The sequence below is a fragment of the Micromonospora parathelypteridis genome, assembly GCF_014201145.1.
Taxonomy (GTDB): Bacteria; Actinomycetota; Actinomycetes; order Mycobacteriales; family Micromonosporaceae; genus Micromonospora; species Micromonospora parathelypteridis.
The window spans coordinates 54204-75644 of the sequence record NZ_JACHDP010000001.1; the positions used below are offsets into that span (position 1 = coordinate 54204).

The window sequence follows — 21441 nt, forward strand, 5'->3', positions numbered from 1 at the left end:
TCGTCCGATGTGGCGGCGGTCACGTAGGTGTGGCTCATTAATGCAAACGGTTGCTCCAGTGTCAACGGTGGATGGTTACGGCTTTGTTGCACCCGCACTCCCCTTGGTGACTTGCGCCCCCGCAAACACTGATAAATACCACCGATTGTGTCGCCATCGTTGACGCCATCGGATCGAGCGTGATTACTTCACTGCAAACCTTTGCAGGATCACTGGGGAGGCGACCCGAATGTCACCGAGAGTCGACGGCCGGGCCCGGTACGCCGTCGTGGGCACCGGCGCGCGGGCGGAGATGTTCGTCCGGGCCCTGGTGCTCGACCACCCCGACACCACCGAGCTGGTCGCCTTCGCCGACGTCAACCAGGCCCGGATGGACGCGCACAACCGCTGGCTGTCCGAGCTGGGCCACCGTCCGGTGCCCACGTACCCGGCCGCGGACTTCGCGGCGATGCTGGACAAGGAGCGCGTCGACGTCGTGCTGGTCACCAGCGTGGACGTCACCCACGACGAGTACGTGGTGGCTGCGCTGCGCGCCGGCCGGGAGGTCGTGACCGAGAAGCCGATGACCGTGGACGCGCCACGCTGCCGGCGCATCCTGGACACGGTGTCCGAGACCGGCGGCCGGGTGACGGTCGCGTTCAACTATCGCTACAACCCATTGCATGAACAGGTCCGCCGGCTGCTCGCCGAGGGTGCGGTCGGCGAGATCGGCTCGGTGCACTTCGAGTGGCTGCTCGACGTCCGCCACGGCGCGGACTACTTCCGCCGCTGGCACCGCGACAAGGCCACGTCCGGCGGACTGATGGTGCACAAGGCCAGCCACCACTTCGACCTGGTCAACTGGTGGTTGGCCGCCACCCCCGTCGAGGTGTACGCGGCCGGCCGGCTCTTCTTCTACGGCGAGGACGGTCGCCGACACGGCTACGCCCGCGACTACGAACGGGCACACGGCTCCCCCGCCGCGGTCGACGACCCGTTCGCGCTGCGGCTGGACGCGCACCCGCGGCTACGCGAGCTGTATCTCGACGCCGAGGCCCAGGACGGCTACCAGCGCGACCGCAACGTCTTCGCCCCGGGGGTCAGCATCGAGGACGACATGGCGGTGCTGGCCCGCTACTCGACCGGCGCCACGATGACCTACCACCTCACCGCCTACGCACCCTGGGAGGGCTACCGGGTGATGGTCAACGGCAGCCGGGGCCGGCTGGAGCTGGAGGTCGCCGAGAACGACTTCGTCGACCGGGGCACCGCCGGCGCGGTCAAGGGCGCCGCCCTGCACGGCACCGAGGCGCCGGCCGAGGGCGGCGGTGCGACACTCACCCTGCGCCAGTTCTGGGAGCCACCCCAGCAGATCCCGGTCGCAAGCCGGACCCGACACGGGCACGGCGGCGCGGACGCCCGGATGACCGGTGTGCTCCTCGGTGGCCAACCCGACCCGCTGGACCGCGCCGCCACCGCCGACGACGGCGCGTTGGCCCTGCTCACCGGCCTGGCCGCCAACCGGTCCTTCGAGACCGGTCAACCGGTCCGGGTCGCCGACCTGCTCACCCCCCGCTGACCCAGGAGACGAGGAGCCCATCCCCGTGCCGACGTTCGACAACACCGACCTGCTCCTGCCGCCCGAACCCGGCCAGCGCGCGCTGGCCCGGGAGCTGTACGCCCTCGCGGCGGAGCAACCGATCATCTCGCCGCACGGGCACGTCGACCCGGCCCTGCTCGCCGAGGACCGGCCCTTCCCCGACCCGGCGCAGCTGCTCATCGTGCCCGACCACTACCTGACGAGGATGCTGCTCAGTCAGGGCGTACCCCCGGCGGATCTGGGCGTGCCCACCCGCGACGGCAGCCCGACGGAGACCGACGGCCGGGTGATCTGGCGGCGCTTCGCCGCGCACTGGCACCTGTTCCGCGGCACCCCGTCGCGGCTCTGGCTGGAGCAGACCTTCCGCACCGTGTTCGGGGTGCACACCCCGCTCGGCCCGGCCACCGCCGACGACCTCTACGACGAGATCGCGGCCCGACTCGCCGAGCCGGACTTCCGGCCCCGGGCGCTGTTCGAGCGGTTCGGCATCGAGGTGCTGGCCACCACCGAGTCGCCACTGGACGACCTGGGCCAGCACGCCAAGCTCGCCGCCGACGGCTGGGGCGGACCGGGCGGCCGGGTGGTCACCACCTTCCGCCCGGACGACGTGGTGGACATGGAGTTCGAGGGTTGGTCGACGAATGTGGACCGACTCGGTGAGCTGGCCGGCGAGGACACCGGCACCTACGCCGGCTACCTGGCCGCGCTGCGGACCCGGCGCGCCGCGTTCATCGCCGCCGGCGCGACGTCCTCCGACCACGGCCATCCCACCGCGCGCACGCTCGACCTGGCGCCGGCCGAGGCCGAGCGGCTGTACGACCAGGGCCGGCGCGGCGAGGCCGACGCCGCCGACGCGGAAGCGTTCCGGGCGCACATGCTTGTCGAGTTCGCCCGGATGTCGCTCGACGACGGCCTGGTCATGCAGTTGCACCCCGGTGCGGTGCGCAACCACAACCGTTGGCTGCACGCCCGGCACGGCCGCGACGTCGGCGGCGACATCCCGCAGGCCACCGAGTACGTGCACGCGCTCGCCCCGCTGCTGGAGCGCTACGGCAACGACCCCCGCCTGCGCGTGGTGCTCTACACCCTCGACGAGGACACCTTCACCCGCGAGCTGGCGCCACTGGCCGGCGGGTACGCCGCGCTGCTGCTCGGCGCGCCCTGGTGGTTCCTGGACTCCCCCGAGGTGCTGCGCCGGTTCCGGGAGACGGTCACCGAGAGCGCCGGCTTCTACAACACCACCGGGTTCGTCGACGACACCCGCGCGTTCTGCTCGATCCCGGTCCGCCACGACGTGGCCCGCCGGGTGGACGCCGGATTCCTGGCCCGGCTGGTCGCCGAGCACCGGCTGCCGATGGACGAGGCGGCCGAGACCATCGTCGACCTGGCGTACCGGCTGCCCAAGCGGGTCTTCAACTTCGAAAGGCAGGCTCGGTGAGCGTCACCATCACCTCCGTCGACGTGCACGACGTGCGGTTTCCGACCGCCGCTCGGGGCGACGGCTCCGACGCGATCAACCGCGGCGACTACTCGGCGACGTACGTCCAGCTCGGCACCGACGCCGGGCCGGTCGGCGCGGGGTTCACCTTCACCAACGGTCGGGGCAACGAGATCACCTGCGCGGCGGTCCGCGCGCTGGCCCACCACGTACGCGGGCGCACGGTCGAGGAGATCGCCGCCGAGCCGGTGGCGTTCTGGCGCTCACTTAGCGCCGACGTGCAGCTGCGCTGGCTGGGCCCCGAGAAGGGCGTCATCCACATGGCGACCGGCGCGCTGGTCAACGCGGTCTGGGACCTACGGGCCACCCTGGCCGGCAAGCCGATGTGGCGGTTCCTCGCCGAGCTGCCCACCGACGAGTTGGTCGCCAGCATCGACTTCCGGCACATCACCGACGCCCTCACACCGGACGAGGCGGCGGCCATCCTCGACAAGGGGCGCGACGGGCTGGCCGACCGGTTGGCCACCCTGCAACGGGACGGCTTTCCGTCGTACACCACTTCGGTCGGCTGGCTCGGCTACCCGGACGACAAGGTGCGGGCGCTGACCCGGGCGGCGTACGACGACGGTTGGCGTGCGATGAAGATGAAGGTCGGCGGCCCGCTCGCCGACGACCTGCGTCGGGCCCGGATCATCCGGGAGGAGATCGGCCCGGACGCGCTGTTGATGATGGACGCCAACCAGGTCTGGGACGTCGACGAGGCGATCACCGCGATGGCCACGCTGGCCGAGGTGGATCCGTACTGGATCGAGGAGCCGACCCACGCCGACGACATCCTGGGGCACGCCCGGATCGCCCGCGCGGTGACCGAGCTGACCGACGGCCGGTGCCGAGTGGCGACCGGTGAGGTGGCCGCCAACCGGGTGATCTTCAAGCAGCTGCTGCAGGCCGAGGCGATCGGTGTGATGCAGATCGACGCCTGCCGCGTCGGTGGCGTCAACGAGGTGCTCGCCGAGCTGCTGCTGGCGGCGAAGTTCGGCGTGCCGGTCTGCCCGCACGCCGGCGGTGTCGGCCTCTGCGAGTACGTCCAGCACCTGGCGATCTTCGACTACCTGCGGGTGGGCACCGGCCTGGACGGTCGGATGATCGAGTACGTCGACCACCTGCACGAGCACTTCGTCGACCCGGTACGCACCCGCGGCGGCCGGTACCTGCTGCCCGACCGGCCCGGCTACAGCGCCACCATGAAACCGGCGTCGATCGCCGAGTTCAGCTTCCCGGACGGCCCGGCATGGCAGTGACCGTCAACGCCTCCCGGCTCGGCCTGGGCATACTGCGCCGGTTGCCCGCCGAGGCCCGTCCCCTGATCCGTCCGGGCACCGTGCCGACCGGCATCGTGCACCTGGGGCTGGGCGCGTTCCACCGGGCGCACCAGGCCGTCTACACCGAGGCGGCGATCGGCGCGGCCGGCGGCGACTGGGGCATCGTCGCCGTCGCCCCGCGCAGCACGGCCATGGTCGAGGCGCTCACCGCGCAGGACAACCTGTTCAGCGTCAGCACCCTCTCCGCCGCCGGCAACTCCACCCGTGTCGTGGGCGCCCTGAGCGGCGTACGGCACGCGCCCAGCGACCCGGACGCCGTGGTGGCGCTGCTCGCCGACCCGGCGGTACGCGTCGTCACGCTGACCGTCACCGAGAAGGCGTACCAACTCGACCCGGTGACCGGCCAGTTGTCCCCCGACGCGGCGCTCGCCGCGGACCTGGCCGGCGGTCACCCGCCGAGCACGGTGCCGGGGCTGCTGCTGCGCGGGCTGGCCGCCCGGGCCGCCGCGGACGCCGGGCCGGTGGCCCTGGTGAGCTGCGACAACCTGCCGGCCAACGGTCGACGTCTGCGCGGCATGCTCGACCAGGCGGTCAGCCGTGCCGTCGGGGTGCCCGGCCTGGTCGAGTGGGTCACCGGCAACGTCACCTGCCCGGGCACCATGGTGGATCGGATCGTGCCGGCCAGCACCCCGGAGACGATCGAGGCGGCACGCCGGGCCCTCGGCGTTACCGACCTGGCCGCGGTTGCCGCCGAGCCGTACGCGCAGTGGGTGATCGAGGACGACTTTCCCGGCGGCCGGCCGGGCTGGGAACACGCCGGGGCGGTGCTCACCGGTGACGCCGGCCCGTGGGAAAGGTTGAAGCTGCGCTCCCTCAACGGCGTGCACTCGGCCGCGGCGTACCTCGGCGCGCTGGCCGGTCGGGAGACGATCGCCGACGCGTTGGAGATCCCGCACCTGGCCGACGTGCTGCGGAGGCTGATCGCCGAGGACGTCGCGGCCAGCTTCACCCCACCGGACGGGGTCCGGGTGGTCGACTACGGCGAGCAGGTCCTCGCCCGGTTCGGCAACCCGGCGATCCGACACCGCACCCTGCAGGTGGCGATGGACGGCTCGCAGAAGTTGCCGCAGCGGGTCCTGCACACCATCGCCGACCTGCGCGCGGCCGGCCGGTCCGCGCGCTGGGGCGCGCTGGTCGTGGCGTCCTGGTTGCGCTTCGCGCTCGGGTACGCCGACGACGGCCGCCCGTTGCCGTTCCAGGACCCGTTGGCCGAGCCGATTCGCGCCGCGCTGGTCGCCGGCGCGCAGAGCCCCGAGGGCGCGGTCGACGCGGTCTTCGCGCTGCGCGAGGTCGTCCCGGTCGAGGTGGCCGAGGACGACGAGGTCCGCACCGACGTGATCACGTGGCTGACCGCGCTGCAACGGCACGGCGTCGAGGCCACACTGGCCGGTGCCCGGTGACCGGGCCGACACTGGCCGGTGCCCGATGACCGGGCCGACACTGGTCGGCGCCCGATGGCCAAACTGACGCGGGCCGGTGGGTGGTGAGCGGGGTGGCGTCGCCGCCCCGGGTGGCGGTGATCGGGGCGAACGGGCACGGCCGGTGGCACCGGCGCGCGATCGCGCCGCTGCACGCCGCCGGTCGACTACGGCTGGTCGCCCTGGTCGACGTCCGGCCGGTGGAGGACGATCCGGCAGCGCCGGTGCCACCCGGCGTCGGGGTCTTCACCGACCATCGGGCGATGCTCGCCGCCGCCCGGCCGGAGGTGGTGGTGATCTGCACTCCGCCACACACCCACCTGGCGATCGCCCGCGACGCGCTGGCCACCGGTGCGGACCTGCTGCTGGAGAAGCCGCCGGTGCTGTCGCTGGCCGAGCACGAGGAGCTGACCTGGGCCCTCGCCGCCGCTGGCCGGGTGGCCCAGGTCGGCTTCCAGGCGCTCGGGTCGGCGGCCCTCACCGCGCTGACCGACGCGCTGGCCGCCGGCCGGCTGGGCACGGTCACCGGCATCTCCACCGTCGCCGCGTGGCAGCGGCCGGACGACTACTACGCCCGCTCCCCCTGGGCGGGTCGACGGAGTCTGAACGGCCGGCCGGTGCTCGACGGCGCACTGGCCAACCCGCTCGCACACGCGGTGATGCAGTGCCTGGCGATCGCCGAGGCGCTCGGCGGGGCGACGCCCTGGCCGGTCGCGATCGAGGTGGAACGCTACCGGGTCCGGCCGATCGAGGTGGAGGACACCGCCGTGCTGCGGGTCCTGTTCCGCGCCGGCCCACCCGTCCTGGTGGCGGTGACCCTGGCCGCTGAGGAGTTCGTGGCGGGCGAGGTGGTGGTGACCGGGACGGCGGGACAGGCGGTGCTGGAGTACCCGACCGACCGGTTGCGGCTGCCCGGGGACGTGGTCACCCGTCGCGTCCCGGGACGACAAGGGCTGCTGGAGAACCTGCTCGCGCACCGGCTCGACCCGCCGGGGGTGCCGCTGATCGCCCCGCTGGCCCGTACCGCGCCGTTCACCGCACTGCTGGACGCCTTGCGGGACGCGCCGGAGCCTCGGCTCCTCGACGGCGACCTGGTGACCGCGGTGGGCGAAGGTGGGCAGCGGGTCCGCCACCTGCGGGGCGTGGTCGACGTGCTGCGTCGGGCGGCCGAGCGGGGGGCGCTCCCGAGCGAGTTGGCGGTGCCGTGGGCAGCCGCCGCGTACCGCGCCGAGTTGGCGGGATAGGGGGCGACGGCAACTCGAGTGCAAACATCGCCCGGACTTCTTCGGGCCGCATTGGACAGATCCCCGGATATCCCGCCGACAACGGCCGGGGCAATTCCGGTCGAGCCCGGCAACTGCAACATTTCTGCATACACCACGTATTGACCCGTATAAAACTGCGAATCTACCGTTCCTGGTGACTGCCCTACCACCACCAGCGAATGGGATGAGTCGATGCGCAGAATTCTCACCGGCGCTACGGTGATCGCCCTCCTGCTCGGTGCCGCCCCGGCCGGCGCCGCCCCGCCACCCGCACCTTCCGCCGCCGCCGATCGACTCTCCTGGCTGGCCCGTCACCTCGGCCGGCAGGCCCTGCCCGAGCGCGACGGCTGGGCGGCCGAGGGCGCCGGCACCACCGGTGGCTCGGCGGCCACCCCCGAACGGACCCGGGTGGTCCGCAGCCGGGCCGAGCTGGTCGCCGCGCTGGGCGGCGACAACGCCAGCAACGCCACCGATGCCACGCCGAAGCTCATCTACGTCGACGGCGCCATCGACGGCTTCGAGGGGCCCGACGGCACACCGCTGAGCTGCTCCGAGCTGGCCGATCCGGCGTACCGGCTGGACGCCTACCTGGCCGCGTACGACCCGGCGGTGTGGGGACGGGTGCCGCCGACCGGGCCGCTGGAGGAGGCCCGGGTGCGCTCGGTGACCAACCAGACCCGGCAGACCCAGATCAACGTCGGCCCGAACACCAGCATCGTCGGACTGCGCGGCGCCCGGTTGACCGGGCTCACCCTCATGGTCGACCGGGCGTCGAACGTCATCGTCCGCAACCTGACCCTCGTCGACGCCCGCGACTGCTTCCCGGCCTGGTCACCGACCGACGGCGAAGCCGGCAACTGGAACAGTCAGTACGACCAGATCTCGGTGCGTCGCAGCGAGAACGTCTGGGTCGACCACAACACCTTCACCGACGGCGACAACCCGGACAGCGCCCAGCCGGTCCACTTCGGGCGGCCGTACCAGGTGCACGACGGGTCGCTGGACGTCACGCACACCGCGAGTCTGGTCACCGCGTCCTGGAACCGCTTCACCGGACGGGACAAGCTGATGCTGATCGGCTCGTCCAACACCGTCGGCCCCGACGTGGGTCGGCTGAAGGTCACCCTGCACCACAACCTCTTCGACAGCGTCCTGCAACGGCTGCCCCGGGTGCGCTTCGGTCAGGTCGACGTCTACAACAACCACTACCGGCTCGGTGGGGACGACTTCCAGTACGCGCTCGGCGTCGGCGTCCAGTCGGCGATCTACGCGCAGAACAACTTCTTCACCCTGGACGCGCCGGTCGACCCGGGCGATCTGCTCTACGACTGGGGTGGCACCGCGTTGACCGAGCGGGGGTCGTGGGTGCGTCAGGGCAGCGGCCCGGCGCGACCGGTCGACCTGCTGGCGGCGTACAACGCGGCGCACGACCCCGACCTGGGCTCCGACGCGGGCTGGACTCCGACCTGGCGCCGCGACCCGGTCCTGCCGGCCCCACTGGTCCCCCTCCTGGTCGGCCCTCTCGCCGGCGCCGACCGGCTGCCGATCTGAGGCCTGCCCGCATTGCGGATCAGACAAGCGTTGATCGACTCCGTTTCGCCGATATTGCGGTGTCCGGGCACGCGGACAGCCCGATGTCGGCGAAACGGGTCGGGTCGGCGACGAACGGGCACATCGACGTGGAGAAGATCGGCTATAAGTGACGCATGGACTTCCCGCCGCACCTGGGCAGCATGCCGATGCACGCGATCACCGAGATCCACGGCGAACCGGGCCTGCTGGAGCGCTTCCGGTTGGAGGTCCAGCAGTTCGACGACGGTGCCCGGGCGCGGCTGACCGCCGCGCTCGACCTCGCCGCCGAGCTGCACCGCGACGACCGACGCGTCCGGGAGCCGTACCTCAATCACCTGCTGCGGGTGGCGATCCGGTTGATGCACCACTACCAGGTCCGTGACGTGGACGTGATCGTCGCCGGCCTGCTGCACGACGCGGTCGAGGACCACCCGTCCGAACTGGCCGACGGTGACCCGGAGGGCGATCCGACCGAGGCCGCGCTGGCCGCGCTCGCCGCGCGCTTCGGCCCGCGGGTGGCCACCCTGGTCGCCGCCGTCACCAACCCGCTGTACGACCCCGCGCGGGACCGCAACGCGCAGTACCGGGAGCACCTGGCGGTCAGCCTGGACCGGGAGCCGTGGGCCCGGGTGATCAAGGTGTCGGACTTCACCGACAACGGGGTGGGCGTGATCCACACGGTCGGGCCGAAGGTCGTGTCGTCGGCCCGGAAGTACCGGCCGATGGTGCCGCTCTTTCGGGATCTGATCGGCCGGCCGGACACACCGTTGTCACCGGCGGTGAAGCGGCACATCTTCGGCCAACTCGACCTTGCCGAGGAGCGGTTCAGCGCCATCCTGGACCAGCCCGCCCGCTCGAACTGACCCGCTCCGGCGTGCCCGGCACGGGCTGTCCAATTCTTCCCAGAGGAGCAGGAAATGGTCCTGTACCTTCTGCCCGGTCCGGTGCGGCGCTGATGCTGCGGATCATGCTCTGCGGCGCGCACGACACGGACCGCATCCGTGAGGACTTCGTCAAGGTCGCCGCCGGTTTCGGCGCGGAGGTGTGGCACTACCTGTCGGGTGACATCCTCTACATCAATCACGGACAGGCGAGCTGGGACACCAATTCCCGGGACACGGTACGCAACGCTCACCTCTGCGTGTTCGTGGTCCTCGAATCGTACGGCTCGATCACCTGGCGGACGGAGCTTCGCGAGGCCCTCTCCACCGGCAAGCCGATCCTCGTGCTGTGCCTGGACCGGACTTACCAGACCTACCAGGCGCTGACCAGGAACGTGGCACTGTCCGCGGTGACCGACCCGGGTCAGCAGCACCTCATCGCCACTCTTCGCGAGGTCGAGTCGGAGCGGAAGCTGACCGTCGTCAGCTTCTCCTACGGATCGTTCGAGGAGACGCTGCGACGTCACCTGTCCCGGCTGTTCGAGTTGGCGCTGCGCCAGGTCCAGGTACGCAACAGTCGCGTCGCCCTGCGGCAGATCTTCACCGACAGTGCCGGGCTGAGCGCCGCCCAGCTCGTGACCACCGCGGAGATCGCGACCGACGAGTTCGAGGAGAAGACGCTACGTAAGCAGGCGATCCATGCCCTGGCCGCCCACGGCGCCGCGGACGAGGACACCATCGTCACATTGCTGTCGAGCATGGAGCAGGGGGTGCAGCGCCTCACCGTCGAACTGCTTCCGCGGCTGTACACGACGCGGACGGTCGACCCGGAGTTCTTCGCCCACTGCATCGCCCTGGCGAACCGGTCGGCCGATGTCGGGGTGGCCCGGCGCCTCATCCCGGCCCTACTGGACATCGACCTGGCCGCGGCGGTCCGGGCCCTGGAGACGCTGGAACTGGTGGAGTCCGGAGCCCGCCGGCGGCTGGCCGAGACGTTGGAGGCGTACGAGCCGCAGATCACCGATCCGGAGCTCGTCGACACGGTGTGTGGGCTGCTCGACCGCTGCCTGACGAGCGAGTCCGAGGCGGATTGGAAGGCGCGCTGCCGTGCGTTCCACGAACGGCTGACGGCGACGGTGCCGGGTGCAGCGGGACGGCCAAACGGGATCCCGGACCAACCCGCCCACCCCGACTGACCTGCCGCTGCGTCACCCGACCGGGTTCCGCGACAAGTTCTCAGATCCTCGACGAAGCCTCTCGCATTACGGTTGGTTTGCGCCGGATGGGAGGGAAGCGACCTCTCGGTCGAATCTTCCGGCGAAGTCCCCACTCGAGAGGATTCCGACCATGCGCGACCTTTCTCGTCGCGATCTGCTCAAGGCGACGGCCGTCGGCGCCGGAGCGGTCGCCCTCCCGAGCATGATCGCCGGGAGCACGGCGATCGCGGCCGACGGCCCCGGACCGTTCGTCGGTGACAAGTTCCCGCCGGCGGAGCTGACCGGCCGGATCGTCCGCCCACAGAGCCCCGACTACGCGGACGCGAGCATCGGCTGGGACGAGCTCTTCGTCCACTACCCGCTGGTCATCGTCTTCGCCCAGGAGACCCGGGACGTGGTGAACGCCCTCACCTGGGCGCGGCAGCACAACGTCGCTCTGCGGGTCCGCAGCGGCCGGCACAGCCTGGAGGGCTGGTCGAACGTCGACAACGGCATCGTGATCGACGTCAGCGAGCTGAAGGACACCCACATCGACACCGCCAGTCGCATCGCACGGGTCGGCGCCGGGCTCAACCAGTCCGAGGCCATCACCGCACTCGGGGAGTACGACCTGGCGGCGACCACGGGAACCGAGGGCACCGTGGGCCTTTCCGGTGCGACCCTCGGCGGCGGCTTCGGCTTCCTCACCCGCTATCTCGGAATGGCCTGCGACAACCTGATCGGTGCCGAGATCGTCGTCGCGGCGGGTGCCGACGGCGCGAAGGTGCTCCAGGTGGACCCGTGGAACCACCCGGACCTGCTCTGGGCGCTGCGCGGAGCCGGAAACGGCAACTTCGGCATCGTCACCTCGCTGACCTACAAGGTGGCGCCGCTCAAGAGCGTCGCCTACGTCCAGGCGACCTGGGAGGGCCTCGACGACCTGCACGGGGTCTTCGACTCCTGGCAGCGCAGCGCACCGTTCGCCGACCCCCGCCTCGGCAGCCAACTCGAGGTCCACCCGACCGAGGTCCTGCTGTTCGGGGTGCTCGCCGAAGGATCAGAGGCGGAGGCGAGGAAGCTGCTGGCCCCGATCCTCTCGGTCGGCAACCCCACGGTGACGGTGCAGATCGGAGGCTGGAGCGAGACCTATGCCGGCTTCCAGATTCCGACCGCGGACGAGCCCGCGAACTGGAAGTTCTTCTCACAGTTCACCAGGGATCCGTTCCCGGAGAAGGCGATCAGCATCATCCGCGCGTTCATGGAGGACTCCCCCTCCGCCGACAGCAACTTCTTCACCCAGGCCTTCGGCACCGGGGCGCAACGGCAGGAACCGTTCGGGGGCGCGGCCTTCCCGCACCGCGACGCGCTCTTCTACTCCGAGCCCGGCGCCGGCTGGGGCACTCGCGGGGAGCCCGACAGCGGCGATGCCGTCACCCCGATCGCCCAGACCTGGATCGCCGAGTTCAGCCAGGCACTGCGGCCCTACGTGGACGGCGCCTACGTCAACGTGCCGAACATCGGGATGGCGGAATGGGAGACCGCCTACTGGGGTCGCAACTTCGAGCGGCTACGCAAGATCAAGGCGGAGTACGACCCGCACAACGTCTTCCAGTACGAGCAGAGTATTCCGCCCGCGACGCACTGAACCGCAGGACGGGCGGTGCGGGGGGGCACGGCGCCCACCGGGAGCAGCACGAGCATCCCGATGCTGACCCACACGTACGCGTTGGCGCCGACGAACCCCAGCGGCCCGGCCGAGCCGTTGGCGAAGACCCAGACCAGCCCGCTGCAGAGCACGACGTACCCGGCGACGCCGGCGCGCGCCCGACGACGGGTCGTCGCGTCGGCCGGCGGCCACGGCAGCGTCGACGCGGCGAGCACCACCAGCCCCGGCACCAGCCACACCAGGTGGTGCACCCAGGTGACCGGGCTGACCAGACAGGCGCTGACGCCGGTCAGCGCGAAACCGGCCCGATCGTCGCCATGGTGTACCGCCCGGCGTACCCGCACCGCCCAGACCACCAGCACGGCGGCGACCAGCACCAGCCACAGCCGCCGGTCCGGGTGCGCCGGGTCGAGCCGGGCGACGAGACCGAGCAACGACTGGTTCGACACGTACGCCAACTCACCGACCCGGTCGGTGTCCCACAGCGCCTCGGTGAAGAACGTGCGGGTGGCGTTCGGCGCGAACACCGCTGCGACCATGGTGGCCCCGACGGCGGTGCCGATGGCCGTGGTGGCGGCCCGCCACCGTCCGGTGACCAGCAGGTACCCGATGAAGATCGCCGGGGTGAGCTTGACCGCCGCGGCCAGCCCGGTCCCGACACCGGCCAGCCGGCTACCCCGCTCCAGCAACCACAGGTCCAGGTAGACCAGCCCCAGCAGCAGCAGGTTGACCTGCCCGAAGCTGACCGTGTCCCGCACCGGGTTGAGCCCGGCCAGCAGACAGCAGGCCAACGCCAGCGCGTACCAGCGGCTCCACCCGTGACGCCGGGCCAACGGCTCCACGAGCAGGTGCAGCAGGAACGCGACGGCGAGCGCGGTGAGCACCAGGTTCGCCACGATCGTCGGGTACCAGGCCAGCGCGGCCATCGGCAGCATGCTGGCGGCGGCGAACGGCGGATAGGTGAAGCCGTACCCGTTCGCGGTGCTCCACGCGTACAGGTCGCCGCCGCGTGCCCAGTTCCCGACCGCACCGTGGTAGACACCGACGTCGAACCAACCCCGGTGCCCGGGCAGCACCGCGATCGCCACCGCGAGCACGGCGGCAAGCCCGAGCACCGTCACCACCCGCTGCCGGGTCACGTTCATCGGGCCACCTCGACCGGTGCCGGCAGCATCAGCAGGCGCAGCGATCCGACCGCGAGCAGCCCCACCAGCACCCCGGCCGCGGCCAGCGCCGCCTGCGCCGCGTCCGGTCCGAAGCCACTGGGCAGCGCCACGAACGCGAGCACCACCGCGCCCACCGCCGCCGCCGGCCGGACCCGCCCGTGCGGCGCCGCCGCCGCGATCAGCACCAGACCCCAGAGCGCGTACCAGGGCCGGGTCGCCGGGCCGAGCAACGCCGCCGCCACCAGCACCAACCCCATCGCGTACGCCGGGCCGAGCCGCCGCCGTTGCCACCACGCGGCGACCGCCACAGCCAGCGCGGCAGCCACGCCCAGACCCAGGCACAGCCGCATCGGGGCGTCGCCCAGGTGCAGACCGAACCGCCCGGCCGCGCGCAGCGCCACCCGACCCAGCGCGCTGGAGACCGACCAGCTGTGCCGGTACATCGGGGTGCCGAGCGCGCCGACCCACCCGTACCCAATGCCGGTGGCCCAGGTGACCACGGCGGCGGTGCCCACCGCGACCCCCGCGGTGCGGGCCAGCGAGGCCGGCATCCCGCGGTGTCGCGCGGCGAGCGAGACGACCACCAGCAGCCCGACCACCGCCGGCACCTTGACCAGGGCGGCCAGCGTCACCAGCACGGTCGCCGTGCCGTAGCGGTGCTCGAACGCAAGGCTGAGCCCGGCCACCAACAGCCCCACCATCACCGCCTCGTTGTGCGCGCCGGCGATCAGGTGCAGCGGTACGAGGGGGTTGAGCACGCCCAGCCAGAGCGCGGCAGCCGGGTCGACGCCACAGTGCCGGGCCAGACGCGGCAGGTACGCCACCAGCAGCGCCACCCCGGCCAACGCCACCAGGCGCAGACCGAGCACGCCCAACACCAGCTTGCCACCGGTCACGCCACTGACCATCGCCGCCACCGCGAGGAACACCGGCCCGTACGGCGCAGGGGTCTGCTGCCACATCTGCGGCACCTCGACGGCCAACGCGCCGCCCAACTGAGCAACCCCGTGCCGGTACACGTCGATGTCGGCGAGGACCATCGCGCCCTGCGCCAGATAGCTGTACGCGTCCCTGCTGAACAGCGGCGGCGCCACCAGCAACGGCCCAGCCCAGCAGGCCAGGGTGAGCGCGGCGGACCGCCGTACCGCCGCGGGTTGGGGTGCCGGCGCGGCCCGCCCGGCTGTTCGTGCGGCCCGCAGTTCCCGGCCCGCCCACCACCAGGCGGCGACGAGCAGGGTCAGGCCGACGTACCCGCAGAGCAGCGCCGGCCCGGCGAGCTGCCGCAGCGCGCTCCACCAGGGGGCGTGCCCGCCGACCGGCAGCGCGCCGGCGGCCAGGCCGGCGCAGGCCAGCAGCGCGGCACCGACGCCCCCGAGCAGCCGGTACGCGACGACGGTCGGCAGTGTGCGCACCCGGGCAGGATGTCGCTCCCGGCTGACCGGCACACGACGCCCCGACGATCAGCAGGCGACGGAGTGGTGTCGGTGTCGGGTGCGGCGGTGACGGCGTGGCGACGGGCATATCGGTCACCGGTTGTTAGCGTGAGTCGCGGATCCGTGACCGTGGAGGGGTGCCATGACGGACGCCCCCGATGGGAGGCCGAGGCCTGCGGACCAGTGGCGACACCGAGGCGTTCGCGGGCTGACCATCGCGCGTGACGCGAGTGTCCGGGGTTGGCGGTGGTGGGCGCGTACCTGGGATCGGCTGGTCGCCGCATTGCAGGACGAGGCGCCCGTCGGGTCCGCCGCCGCACCGTCGCCGTCCGGCCCGCTCGTGGAACAGCGCGACGCGCCCCGGCTGATCGCGGTGCCCGCACGCGGGTACGTGTACTCGTTCTACATCCGCGCCACCTTCGCCTGGTCGTCGCCGGCGAGTCTGCGGGCCGAGATACTCAGCTGGTACGTGCAGTACTTCCAGCCCAACGCGATCCAACGGCTGACGCGGATCGCCGCCGACGCCGCCCGGGACCTACCGCCGCACCGGGCCGGGGACCTCGAACTGGCGTTGCAGCAGGCGCTCGCCGAGGACCCCGTGTGGCACTACCAACGGGGTGACATCGACATCACCTGCCGCCCCGACGCCGCCGTCCGCCTCGACGAACGGATCATGCCGGCGCTCCAGCCGCACGTCGACCGGCTCGTCGAGCTGGAATACCAGTTCGACGAGCAGCTACGCAGGGCACGGTACGCCGAGGAGTTGAGCCGTCAATGGGTGACACTTCTCGGTGCCCATGCCGAGGACCAGGACGTTGCCGACGCCCGCGCGCACCTGCTCGCGGCGCAGAAGGACGCCGCCCGCTGGATCACCGAACTCCTCCGCCGCCACACCGAGCACCCGGCCGACTCAGTGAGCGCGCCGCCAATCCCGCCCCAGCAGACCCGCGAGACCTCGACGCCGCCGAACTGAGACGCCGTCGGCGCGGGTTGCGCGCGTGAATCTGACGGTACCGTGGTCGCATGTCGACAGCCGGGCGAAGCAGCCGTCGATTCCTCCTCCTCGACGACCTGCCGGTTTCGGACGGGACAGACGACCTGCTCGGTACTGGCACGGTGGCGTCGAGCCTGGCTGATCTCATCTACGGCTCGCGAAGCCACACACCGTTCGCGCTGGCCATCGACGGCCAGTGGGGCGCCGGCAAGAGCACCCTGATGAAGCAGTTGTCCGCAGGGCTGCAGACCCGCACGGACATGGAGGTCGTCTGGTTCAACGCCTGGACGGCCACCGGCGGGGGTGCCCTCACCGGCATGTTGGAGACGGTCCTCAACAGCCTCGACCGCAACGTCGTACGGCGGTCGCTTCGCCGGCTCAACAGCAACGGTTTCGTCGCCGGCGCACTTCGCATCGGCGTCGGCATGGCCGCCGGGTTCTTCCGCGTTGATCGGGCACTCGATCAGCTGTGGGAGCGGATGGCGGTGGACGCGTCCGCCCGCCAACAGGTCCGTCGGTTGCTCGAGGAGGCGATGACCACCTGGACTGACGGGAGAGATGGCACGCCCCGGCGGACGATCACGATCTTCGTGGACGACCTCGATCGCTGCGACCACCGCACGGCGCTCGAGATCTTCGAAGCCATGAAGCTATACCTCGACCTACCCGGCATCGCTTTTGTGCTGGGCTGTGACCTCAGTGTCCTCACCCGACTGGCACTGCCGGGAGCGGACGAGCCAGCACAGGTACGAAGCTATCTGGAAAAGATCATCCAGGTTCATTACCGCATCCCACGCCCGGCCGAGGCGCAGGTCCACTCGATGATCATTGGGTACGCCAACCGGTCCCGCACGGACAGCCTGCTGACCGATGACATGGTGGCGTTGATCGGACGTCAGACCGTTGGAAACCCCCGCCGAGTCAAGCGGCTCATCAACAGCTTCGTGGCCGAGTACGACCTCGACCAGGACTGGCACGAGATCGGTGCGGAAGGCTTGATGAAGGTGGTGATACTCCAACATCTGTACCCGGACTTCTACCACGACGTCCTCGCGGGCAAAGACGACACCGCCGGCGACGTGCTCAACTACCGGCTGACGAGAGACTGGCTGCGACGCGCTGCTGCGCTGCCTCCGCAGCAACGCGAGGCGGCACACCGACTCCTCACGCACCACGACGTCGCGCTGCCGACATCGCTCGACGATCACAGCTACGATGCCGGCGACTGCGCGCGAGCGAATGCTCAACTGGCCGAACGGGTGCCCGCCCTCTGGCCCGCCCTCATCGACAACGACGACCTCCTCGACCTGCTTCGCAGCTTCGGCGACCAGGCCGAGCGCGGCCACCTGCAGAGCAGGCTCCGTCGCCGCCCGTTGAGCACTGCGCCGACGACACTCTCTGGCCGAGGCAAGGAGCCCCGCCTCGATGGCATTCGTCTGTTGTGGGTCGACGACAATCCGGCCGGCAACGAAGCGCTCATCAACACCATCACGGCGCGAGGTGCTCAGGTCAGGACGGCCGTGTCCGGCGAACAGGCCCGGGCTCTGCTGCCGAACTTCAATCCGAACCTGCTGCTCTCCGACGTCGGGCGGGGCGGGGCGGAGGTGGGCTTCACCGACCTGGTGGCGCTTCGCAAGGACGGTTACGCCGGGCCCGCTCTCTTCTATACCTCCCATTTCAGTACGACGTTGAACGAGAAGGCGATCGCCGCCGGGGCGGTCGGGGTGACCGCCTCACCCACCACCGTCATGGAGTGGCTGGAACGGCATTCCGCGAACGCAGCGACCTCGCCAGGCTGAACAGGTCATCCAGGGAGCCAGCGAATCCGACAGTCGATACCTACAGTCGGGCCATGAGCACCGACGTACGCGTGCGAGCCGTCTACCCCGGCAGCTTTGACCCCTTCACGCCCGGGCATCTGAACGTGGTGAACCGGGCACGAGCCCTCTTCGACGAGGTGGTCGTGCTCGTCGCGGTCAACGGCACCAAGCATCCGGGCACCGACGAAGAGGAGCGCGCGGCCGCGGTTCGGGCCGTTCTGCCGGTCGAGTGGACCACCGTCACCGTTGCGGCCTGGCGCGGGTTGACCTCCACCTACTGCCGTCGCCACAAAGCAGGAGTGATCGTCCGCGGCGTGCGTAACACCACCGACCTTCAGAACGAGTACGAGCTCGCCGCGATGAACCAGTCGCTGGGTGTCCCCACGGTCCTTCTGCCTGCGCAGCCCGAACTGGCTGCGGTGTCGTCGACTGCGGTGCGCAGGCTGGCGTCCGAGCGCTGATGCGGCGGGCCCTGCCGCTGGATCCGCGTGGCCGTGGTCGTCGGCGTCAGCCGCCGTGCCACATGGGGGCGCTGCGGGTGACGGTCTGCGCAACGATGGCCGGCTCGGCGAGGACGGCGACCAGCCGCCGGGATGCCGCCACCGCGAGCGGGCCCAACGTCTGGTGCTCGATGACCGCGTGACAGAGCTGGAGTCCCAGCTCGGCCAGCTCGCGTCGACCTAGTTCGATCCGCCACGGGTGGTCGCGCCGCCGCGCCAGCACAGCCCGGATACGACGGCGCAGTTCGGCCCGTTCGTCGGTGTTCTGCCGCATCACCTCGACCGACCAGCGCCACGTCTCGGCGAGGAGCAACAAATCGACCCGGTCGGGCGGTTGATCGGCGAGGAGCAACTCCTGATGGCAGACGAGCAGCGCCTCGACCGGCTCGGTGTCGTCGATGAGCAGCCCGGCGAGCAGGCCCGCGCCGATGGGTGCCGGTTCCCCGACGTCCTGCCTGGTGGCGCTGAGCAAGTGGTCCAACCGGGTACGCGCCGCGCTGGTGTCCCCACTGACCAGTTGCAGGACGGCCAGGAACTCCTCCACTCCGGGCGCCGCCCGGCCTGCCGTGCTCGCGTCCGGATCTCGCCCCGCCACGCCCACGTCCGTCGCCGCACGGCTCAGCCCTTCGGCGGCGGCGAGCAGCTGTGTCACCGGCGCACCGTCCGCGATCAGCCGTGCGATCCGCTGCCGCTGACCTGCCAACGGCGCCGGCTCGGCGGGCGGTGGGATGAGCGCCAGCAGGCCCGCCAACCGGGTCCACTCCCCCGCCGCCGCACCAGCCAGCAGCGCCCGACGCAGCGCCGCCACGGTCAGATCGTCGGCGTGACCGATGCTGGCGGCCCGCGCTTGCGCGACGTCCGCGAAGACGCCGAGCGCCTCCGGCCAGTAGCCAGCCCGGGCGAGCTCGACGCCGAACTCCTCGCGCAGTCGGCTGCCGCGTCGCGCGCTCACCGAACCTCCGGCGAGTCGGCTCTGCAGACGGCCGTGCCGGAACCGGTACGCCCCGGCGCCGTCGCGCAGCAGGCCCACGGTCTCGGCGTACGCCAGGAAGGCGAGCAGCCGGTGCGGTGTACGGCCACGGAGGGCGAGGGCGGCACGGGTGATGGCGAAGCGCATCCACGCCCCACCGCCGCGCCGGTGCAGCCACCAGCCGAGCCCGAGCCCCACTCCGGCGTAGACCAGCGCCGGCAGCGGCGGCACGGCGGACAACACCCCGGTGAGGCGCAGCGCCGCGACGCCGACGAGCAGCCGGAGGACGCCGGTAGCGGCGCTGGCCAGCGCCGAGGCAACGCTGGCGGCACGGTCCGCCTCGACTGTCTCGATCACGCTGGTCGCGCCGAGTTCGGCCGCGGGCGCGGCGACGTCCACCCCCAGCCCGGCCCGGACGGCCCGGTACGCCCAGACCAGCAGTCCGACCACGACGGCGGCCCGGACCGAGTCGGGCCACGGCGGCAGCGCCGGAACACGGTTCAGCAGTGCGACCAGTTGCGGAGTGGGGGTGACGGCAGAGAGGACGGCGAGCGTGACGAGTGCCCAGAACACACCGCTGATCTGCCCGCTGAGCAGCCCGACACGAAAGGCCCGGAATCCGCCGACGAACGCCACCCGGCGGGGCTGTTCCCGACCGGCCCGGCCCGAGCCGCGGACCAGCGCGACGACGGCGGCCAGCAGGAAGGCCACGAGCGCCAGGGTGTCCGTCTCGCGGACCAGAACGTCCAGGAGATTCCGGGTGGGTGGGTGAGTGACCAGCTTCGCCGTCGCCGTGAGGGCGTCCGCGGCGAGCGTCAGCGTCAGCCACACCGCCGCCGCGGTACGCGCGCCGGCGACGAGCGCCCAGAACGGGCCGGCTTGCGCGGTCGGCAGCTGCCACCAGCGAAACTCCCGGACGTCCAGGGACTCCAGATGCGCGGCGAGGAAGGCGAGGTAGCGCCGGGCGGTCTCGGGTTCCCACCGCCGAAGGCCCTGGGTGCCGCGACGGGACCGCAGCGCGGCGTCCACGGCCCTGGTCAGCAGATCGTCCTCGACCGAGCGCCGGCCCCTCTCGCGGGCCAGCGGCACGAGGTCCCGGGGGTCGGTCCCCGGCTGGTCGAAGGCGCTGCGGGCCATCGCCACCATCAGTGGGGTGGAGAGCGCGGCGGTCAGTTGTGGGTCGTCCCCGAGCGCGGCGGCGACCGTGGACCAGTTGTCGACCTGATGCAACGAGGCCGCGTCGACCAGGTAGTCGGCCACTTCGCCGGGCGCCGGGGGTTCGAGCATGACCACGGCGGCGCCACGCAGCTTCTCCCCCTGCGTCAGGTAGTGCTCGTAGACCGAGGTCCGGCAGGTGAGGACGAAACGCTGGGTGGGCAGCGCGTTGAGCTCGTCGAGGCAGGCGATCAGCCGATCTTCGGGCACCTCGTCCAGCCCGTCCAGGACGGGCACGACCAGGTTGGTCTCGACGAGGTCGCGCAGCACGGCCTCGCGGCGCGGGTGGCCGGCGGCGAGCTGGGGGTAGCGCCGCCCAATCCGGTCGACCAGCCAGTCGTGGAAGGACTCTCGGTCGGGATCCCAGGAGTCAGCCGGCACCAACGCTGGTACGGGTGCATCCGGCTCGCGGTGCAGGGGCAACTCCCGGGCCATCCGCAGCGCGATGATCGACTTGCCGGAGCCGGCCGGCCCCAACACCACCAGCCGCCCGGACGGTATGTCGCGGTAGCGGCTCCACAGTGTGCGGTCCCCGCCGGCGAGGTCCATCGGGGCGGCGTCGCTGGCGCGGCCGATCGCCCGCCAGGAGGGGAGGAATCGGCCGGGAGCGGTGCGCCACCGCACCGGCAGCGGATACGGCTCGTCGACGCTGCGCAGCAACGCTTCGTCCGTCGGGTCGCGGCGGATCAGCTCCAACAGTTCGTCGGCGGCGGCGCGACGGTGGGCGGCGGCCTCGGCGAGACCGGTCGCCCCGGCGCGGAAGACCTGATCCAGCAGGACATAGACGGCGATCACCCCGGCGACGATGCCCCAGGTCCAGTTGACCTTCTCGAAGCCGTAGCGCAGCCACACCCACGCCGTGCCGCCCCCAGCCAGCACCGCCACGACGGTCAGCGATCCCCACTTCCACCCCCGACGTCGCACCGCACGATTGTGGTCGACTTGG

Annotated in this window: 15 protein-coding genes; 12 read left to right on the forward strand and 3 right to left on the reverse strand. The window is 71.6% G+C overall.

Annotated elements, in window-relative coordinates:
* The first annotated feature begins 229 nt into the window (after nt 1–229).
* The 9 genes from HNR20_RS00265 (at nt 230) to HNR20_RS00305 (ending at nt 12376) form a co-directional block, all read left to right on the forward strand.
* Nucleotides 230–1558 (forward strand): Gfo/Idh/MocA family protein, encoded by a 1329-nt coding sequence (locus HNR20_RS00265; RefSeq protein ID WP_184175255.1) that lies wholly within the window; start codon nt 230–232, stop codon nt 1556–1558.
* A gap of 25 nt (nt 1559–1583) precedes the next feature.
* Nucleotides 1584–3017: a glucuronate isomerase gene (gene uxaC, locus HNR20_RS00270; RefSeq protein WP_184175257.1), complete on the forward strand. Its 1434-nt coding sequence runs from the start codon at nt 1584–1586 to the stop codon at nt 3015–3017.
* Nucleotides 3014–4318, forward strand: coding sequence for an enolase C-terminal domain-like protein (locus tag HNR20_RS00275; RefSeq protein WP_184175259.1), 1305 nt, complete (start codon nt 3014–3016; stop codon nt 4316–4318). The genes uxaC and HNR20_RS00275 overlap by 4 nt, the downstream gene beginning before the upstream one ends.
* Nucleotides 4309–5799, forward strand: coding sequence for a mannitol dehydrogenase family protein (locus HNR20_RS00280; protein WP_184175261.1), 1491 nt, complete (start codon nt 4309–4311; stop codon nt 5797–5799). The genes HNR20_RS00275 and HNR20_RS00280 overlap by 10 nt, the downstream gene beginning before the upstream one ends.
* 83 nt (nt 5800–5882) lie before the next feature.
* Nucleotides 5883–7061: a Gfo/Idh/MocA family protein gene (locus tag HNR20_RS00285; protein WP_184175263.1), complete on the forward strand. Its 1179-nt coding sequence runs from the start codon at nt 5883–5885 to the stop codon at nt 7059–7061.
* Between the two features lie 213 nt (nt 7062–7274).
* On the forward strand, nt 7275–8633 hold the full coding sequence (locus HNR20_RS00290; RefSeq protein ID WP_184175265.1) for a pectate lyase family protein: 1359 nt from the start codon (nt 7275–7277) through the stop codon (nt 8631–8633).
* Nucleotides 8634–8788: 155 nt separating this feature from the next.
* A complete protein-coding gene (locus HNR20_RS00295) occupies nt 8789–9517 on the forward strand; it encodes an HD domain-containing protein (RefSeq protein ID WP_184175267.1) in 729 nt (242 codons plus the stop codon).
* A gap of 92 nt (nt 9518–9609) precedes the next feature.
* Nucleotides 9610–10731, forward strand: a complete 1122-nt coding sequence (locus HNR20_RS00300) for a hypothetical protein (RefSeq protein ID WP_184175269.1) — start codon at nt 9610–9612, stop codon at nt 10729–10731.
* Between the two features lie 151 nt (nt 10732–10882).
* Nucleotides 10883–12376, forward strand: a complete 1494-nt coding sequence (locus tag HNR20_RS00305) for an FAD-binding oxidoreductase (protein ID WP_184175271.1) — start codon at nt 10883–10885, stop codon at nt 12374–12376.
* Here the strand turns inward: HNR20_RS00305 and HNR20_RS00310 are convergent.
* Nucleotides 12274–13542, reverse strand: coding sequence for a glycosyltransferase 87 family protein (locus tag HNR20_RS00310; RefSeq protein ID WP_184175273.1), 1269 nt, complete (start codon nt 13540–13542; stop codon nt 12274–12276). The genes HNR20_RS00305 and HNR20_RS00310 overlap by 103 nt on opposite strands.
* Entirely contained in the window at nt 13539–14975 is a 1437-nt protein-coding gene (gene mptB, locus HNR20_RS00315; RefSeq protein ID WP_184175275.1) for a polyprenol phosphomannose-dependent alpha 1,6 mannosyltransferase MptB, read from the reverse strand. The genes HNR20_RS00310 and mptB overlap by 4 nt, the downstream gene beginning before the upstream one ends.
* 163 nt (nt 14976–15138) lie before the next feature.
* Here mptB and HNR20_RS00320 point away from each other — a divergent pair, with 163 nt between their 5' ends.
* Genes HNR20_RS00320 through coaD form a run of 3 tightly spaced genes read left to right on the forward strand, consistent with a single transcriptional unit; the run spans nt 15139 to nt 18271 of the window.
* The gene (locus tag HNR20_RS00320) at nt 15139–15969 is read left to right on the forward strand and encodes a hypothetical protein (protein WP_184175277.1); all 831 of its coding nucleotides are present in this window, start codon (nt 15139–15141) and stop codon (nt 15967–15969) included.
* Nucleotides 15970–16019: 50 nt separating this feature from the next.
* Nucleotides 16020–17789, forward strand: a complete 1770-nt coding sequence (locus HNR20_RS00325; protein WP_184175279.1) for a P-loop NTPase fold protein — start codon at nt 16020–16022, stop codon at nt 17787–17789.
* Between the two features lie 53 nt (nt 17790–17842).
* Nucleotides 17843–18271, forward strand: a complete 429-nt coding sequence (coaD, locus tag HNR20_RS00330) for a pantetheine-phosphate adenylyltransferase (RefSeq protein WP_184175281.1) — start codon at nt 17843–17845, stop codon at nt 18269–18271.
* Between the two features lie 46 nt (nt 18272–18317).
* Here the strand turns inward: coaD and HNR20_RS00335 are convergent, their stop codons facing one another.
* A complete protein-coding gene (locus HNR20_RS00335) occupies nt 18318–21419 on the reverse strand; it encodes an NACHT domain-containing protein (RefSeq protein ID WP_184175283.1) in 3102 nt (1033 codons plus the stop codon).
* Between the last annotated feature and the right edge of the window lie 22 nt (nt 21420–21441).

Bases quoted from the DNA above. Each gene is read 5' to 3' on its own strand.
- HNR20_RS00265 (WP_184175255.1), top strand. From the start codon at position 230: ATGTCACCGAGAGTCGACGGCCGGGCCCGGTACGCCGTCGTGGGCACC.
- HNR20_RS00280 (WP_184175261.1), top strand. From the start codon at position 4,309: ATGGCAGTGACCGTCAACGCCTCCCGGCTCGGCCTGGGCATACTGCGC.
- HNR20_RS00290 (WP_184175265.1), top strand. From the start codon at position 7,275: ATGCGCAGAATTCTCACCGGCGCTACGGTGATCGCCCTCCTGCTCGGT.
- HNR20_RS00295 (WP_184175267.1), top strand. From the start codon at position 8,789: ATGGACTTCCCGCCGCACCTGGGCAGCATGCCGATGCACGCGATCACC.
- HNR20_RS00300 (WP_184175269.1), top strand. From the start codon at position 9,610: ATGCTGCGGATCATGCTCTGCGGCGCGCACGACACGGACCGCATCCGT.
- HNR20_RS00305 (WP_184175271.1), top strand. From the start codon at position 10,883: ATGCGCGACCTTTCTCGTCGCGATCTGCTCAAGGCGACGGCCGTCGGC.
- HNR20_RS00310 (WP_184175273.1), bottom strand. From the start codon at position 13,542: ATGAACGTGACCCGGCAGCGGGTGGTGACGGTGCTCGGGCTTGCCGCC.
- HNR20_RS00320 (WP_184175277.1), top strand. From the start codon at position 15,139: ATGACGGACGCCCCCGATGGGAGGCCGAGGCCTGCGGACCAGTGGCGA.
- HNR20_RS00325 (WP_184175279.1), top strand. From the start codon at position 16,020: ATGTCGACAGCCGGGCGAAGCAGCCGTCGATTCCTCCTCCTCGACGAC.
- coaD (WP_184175281.1), top strand. From the start codon at position 17,843: ATGAGCACCGACGTACGCGTGCGAGCCGTCTACCCCGGCAGCTTTGAC.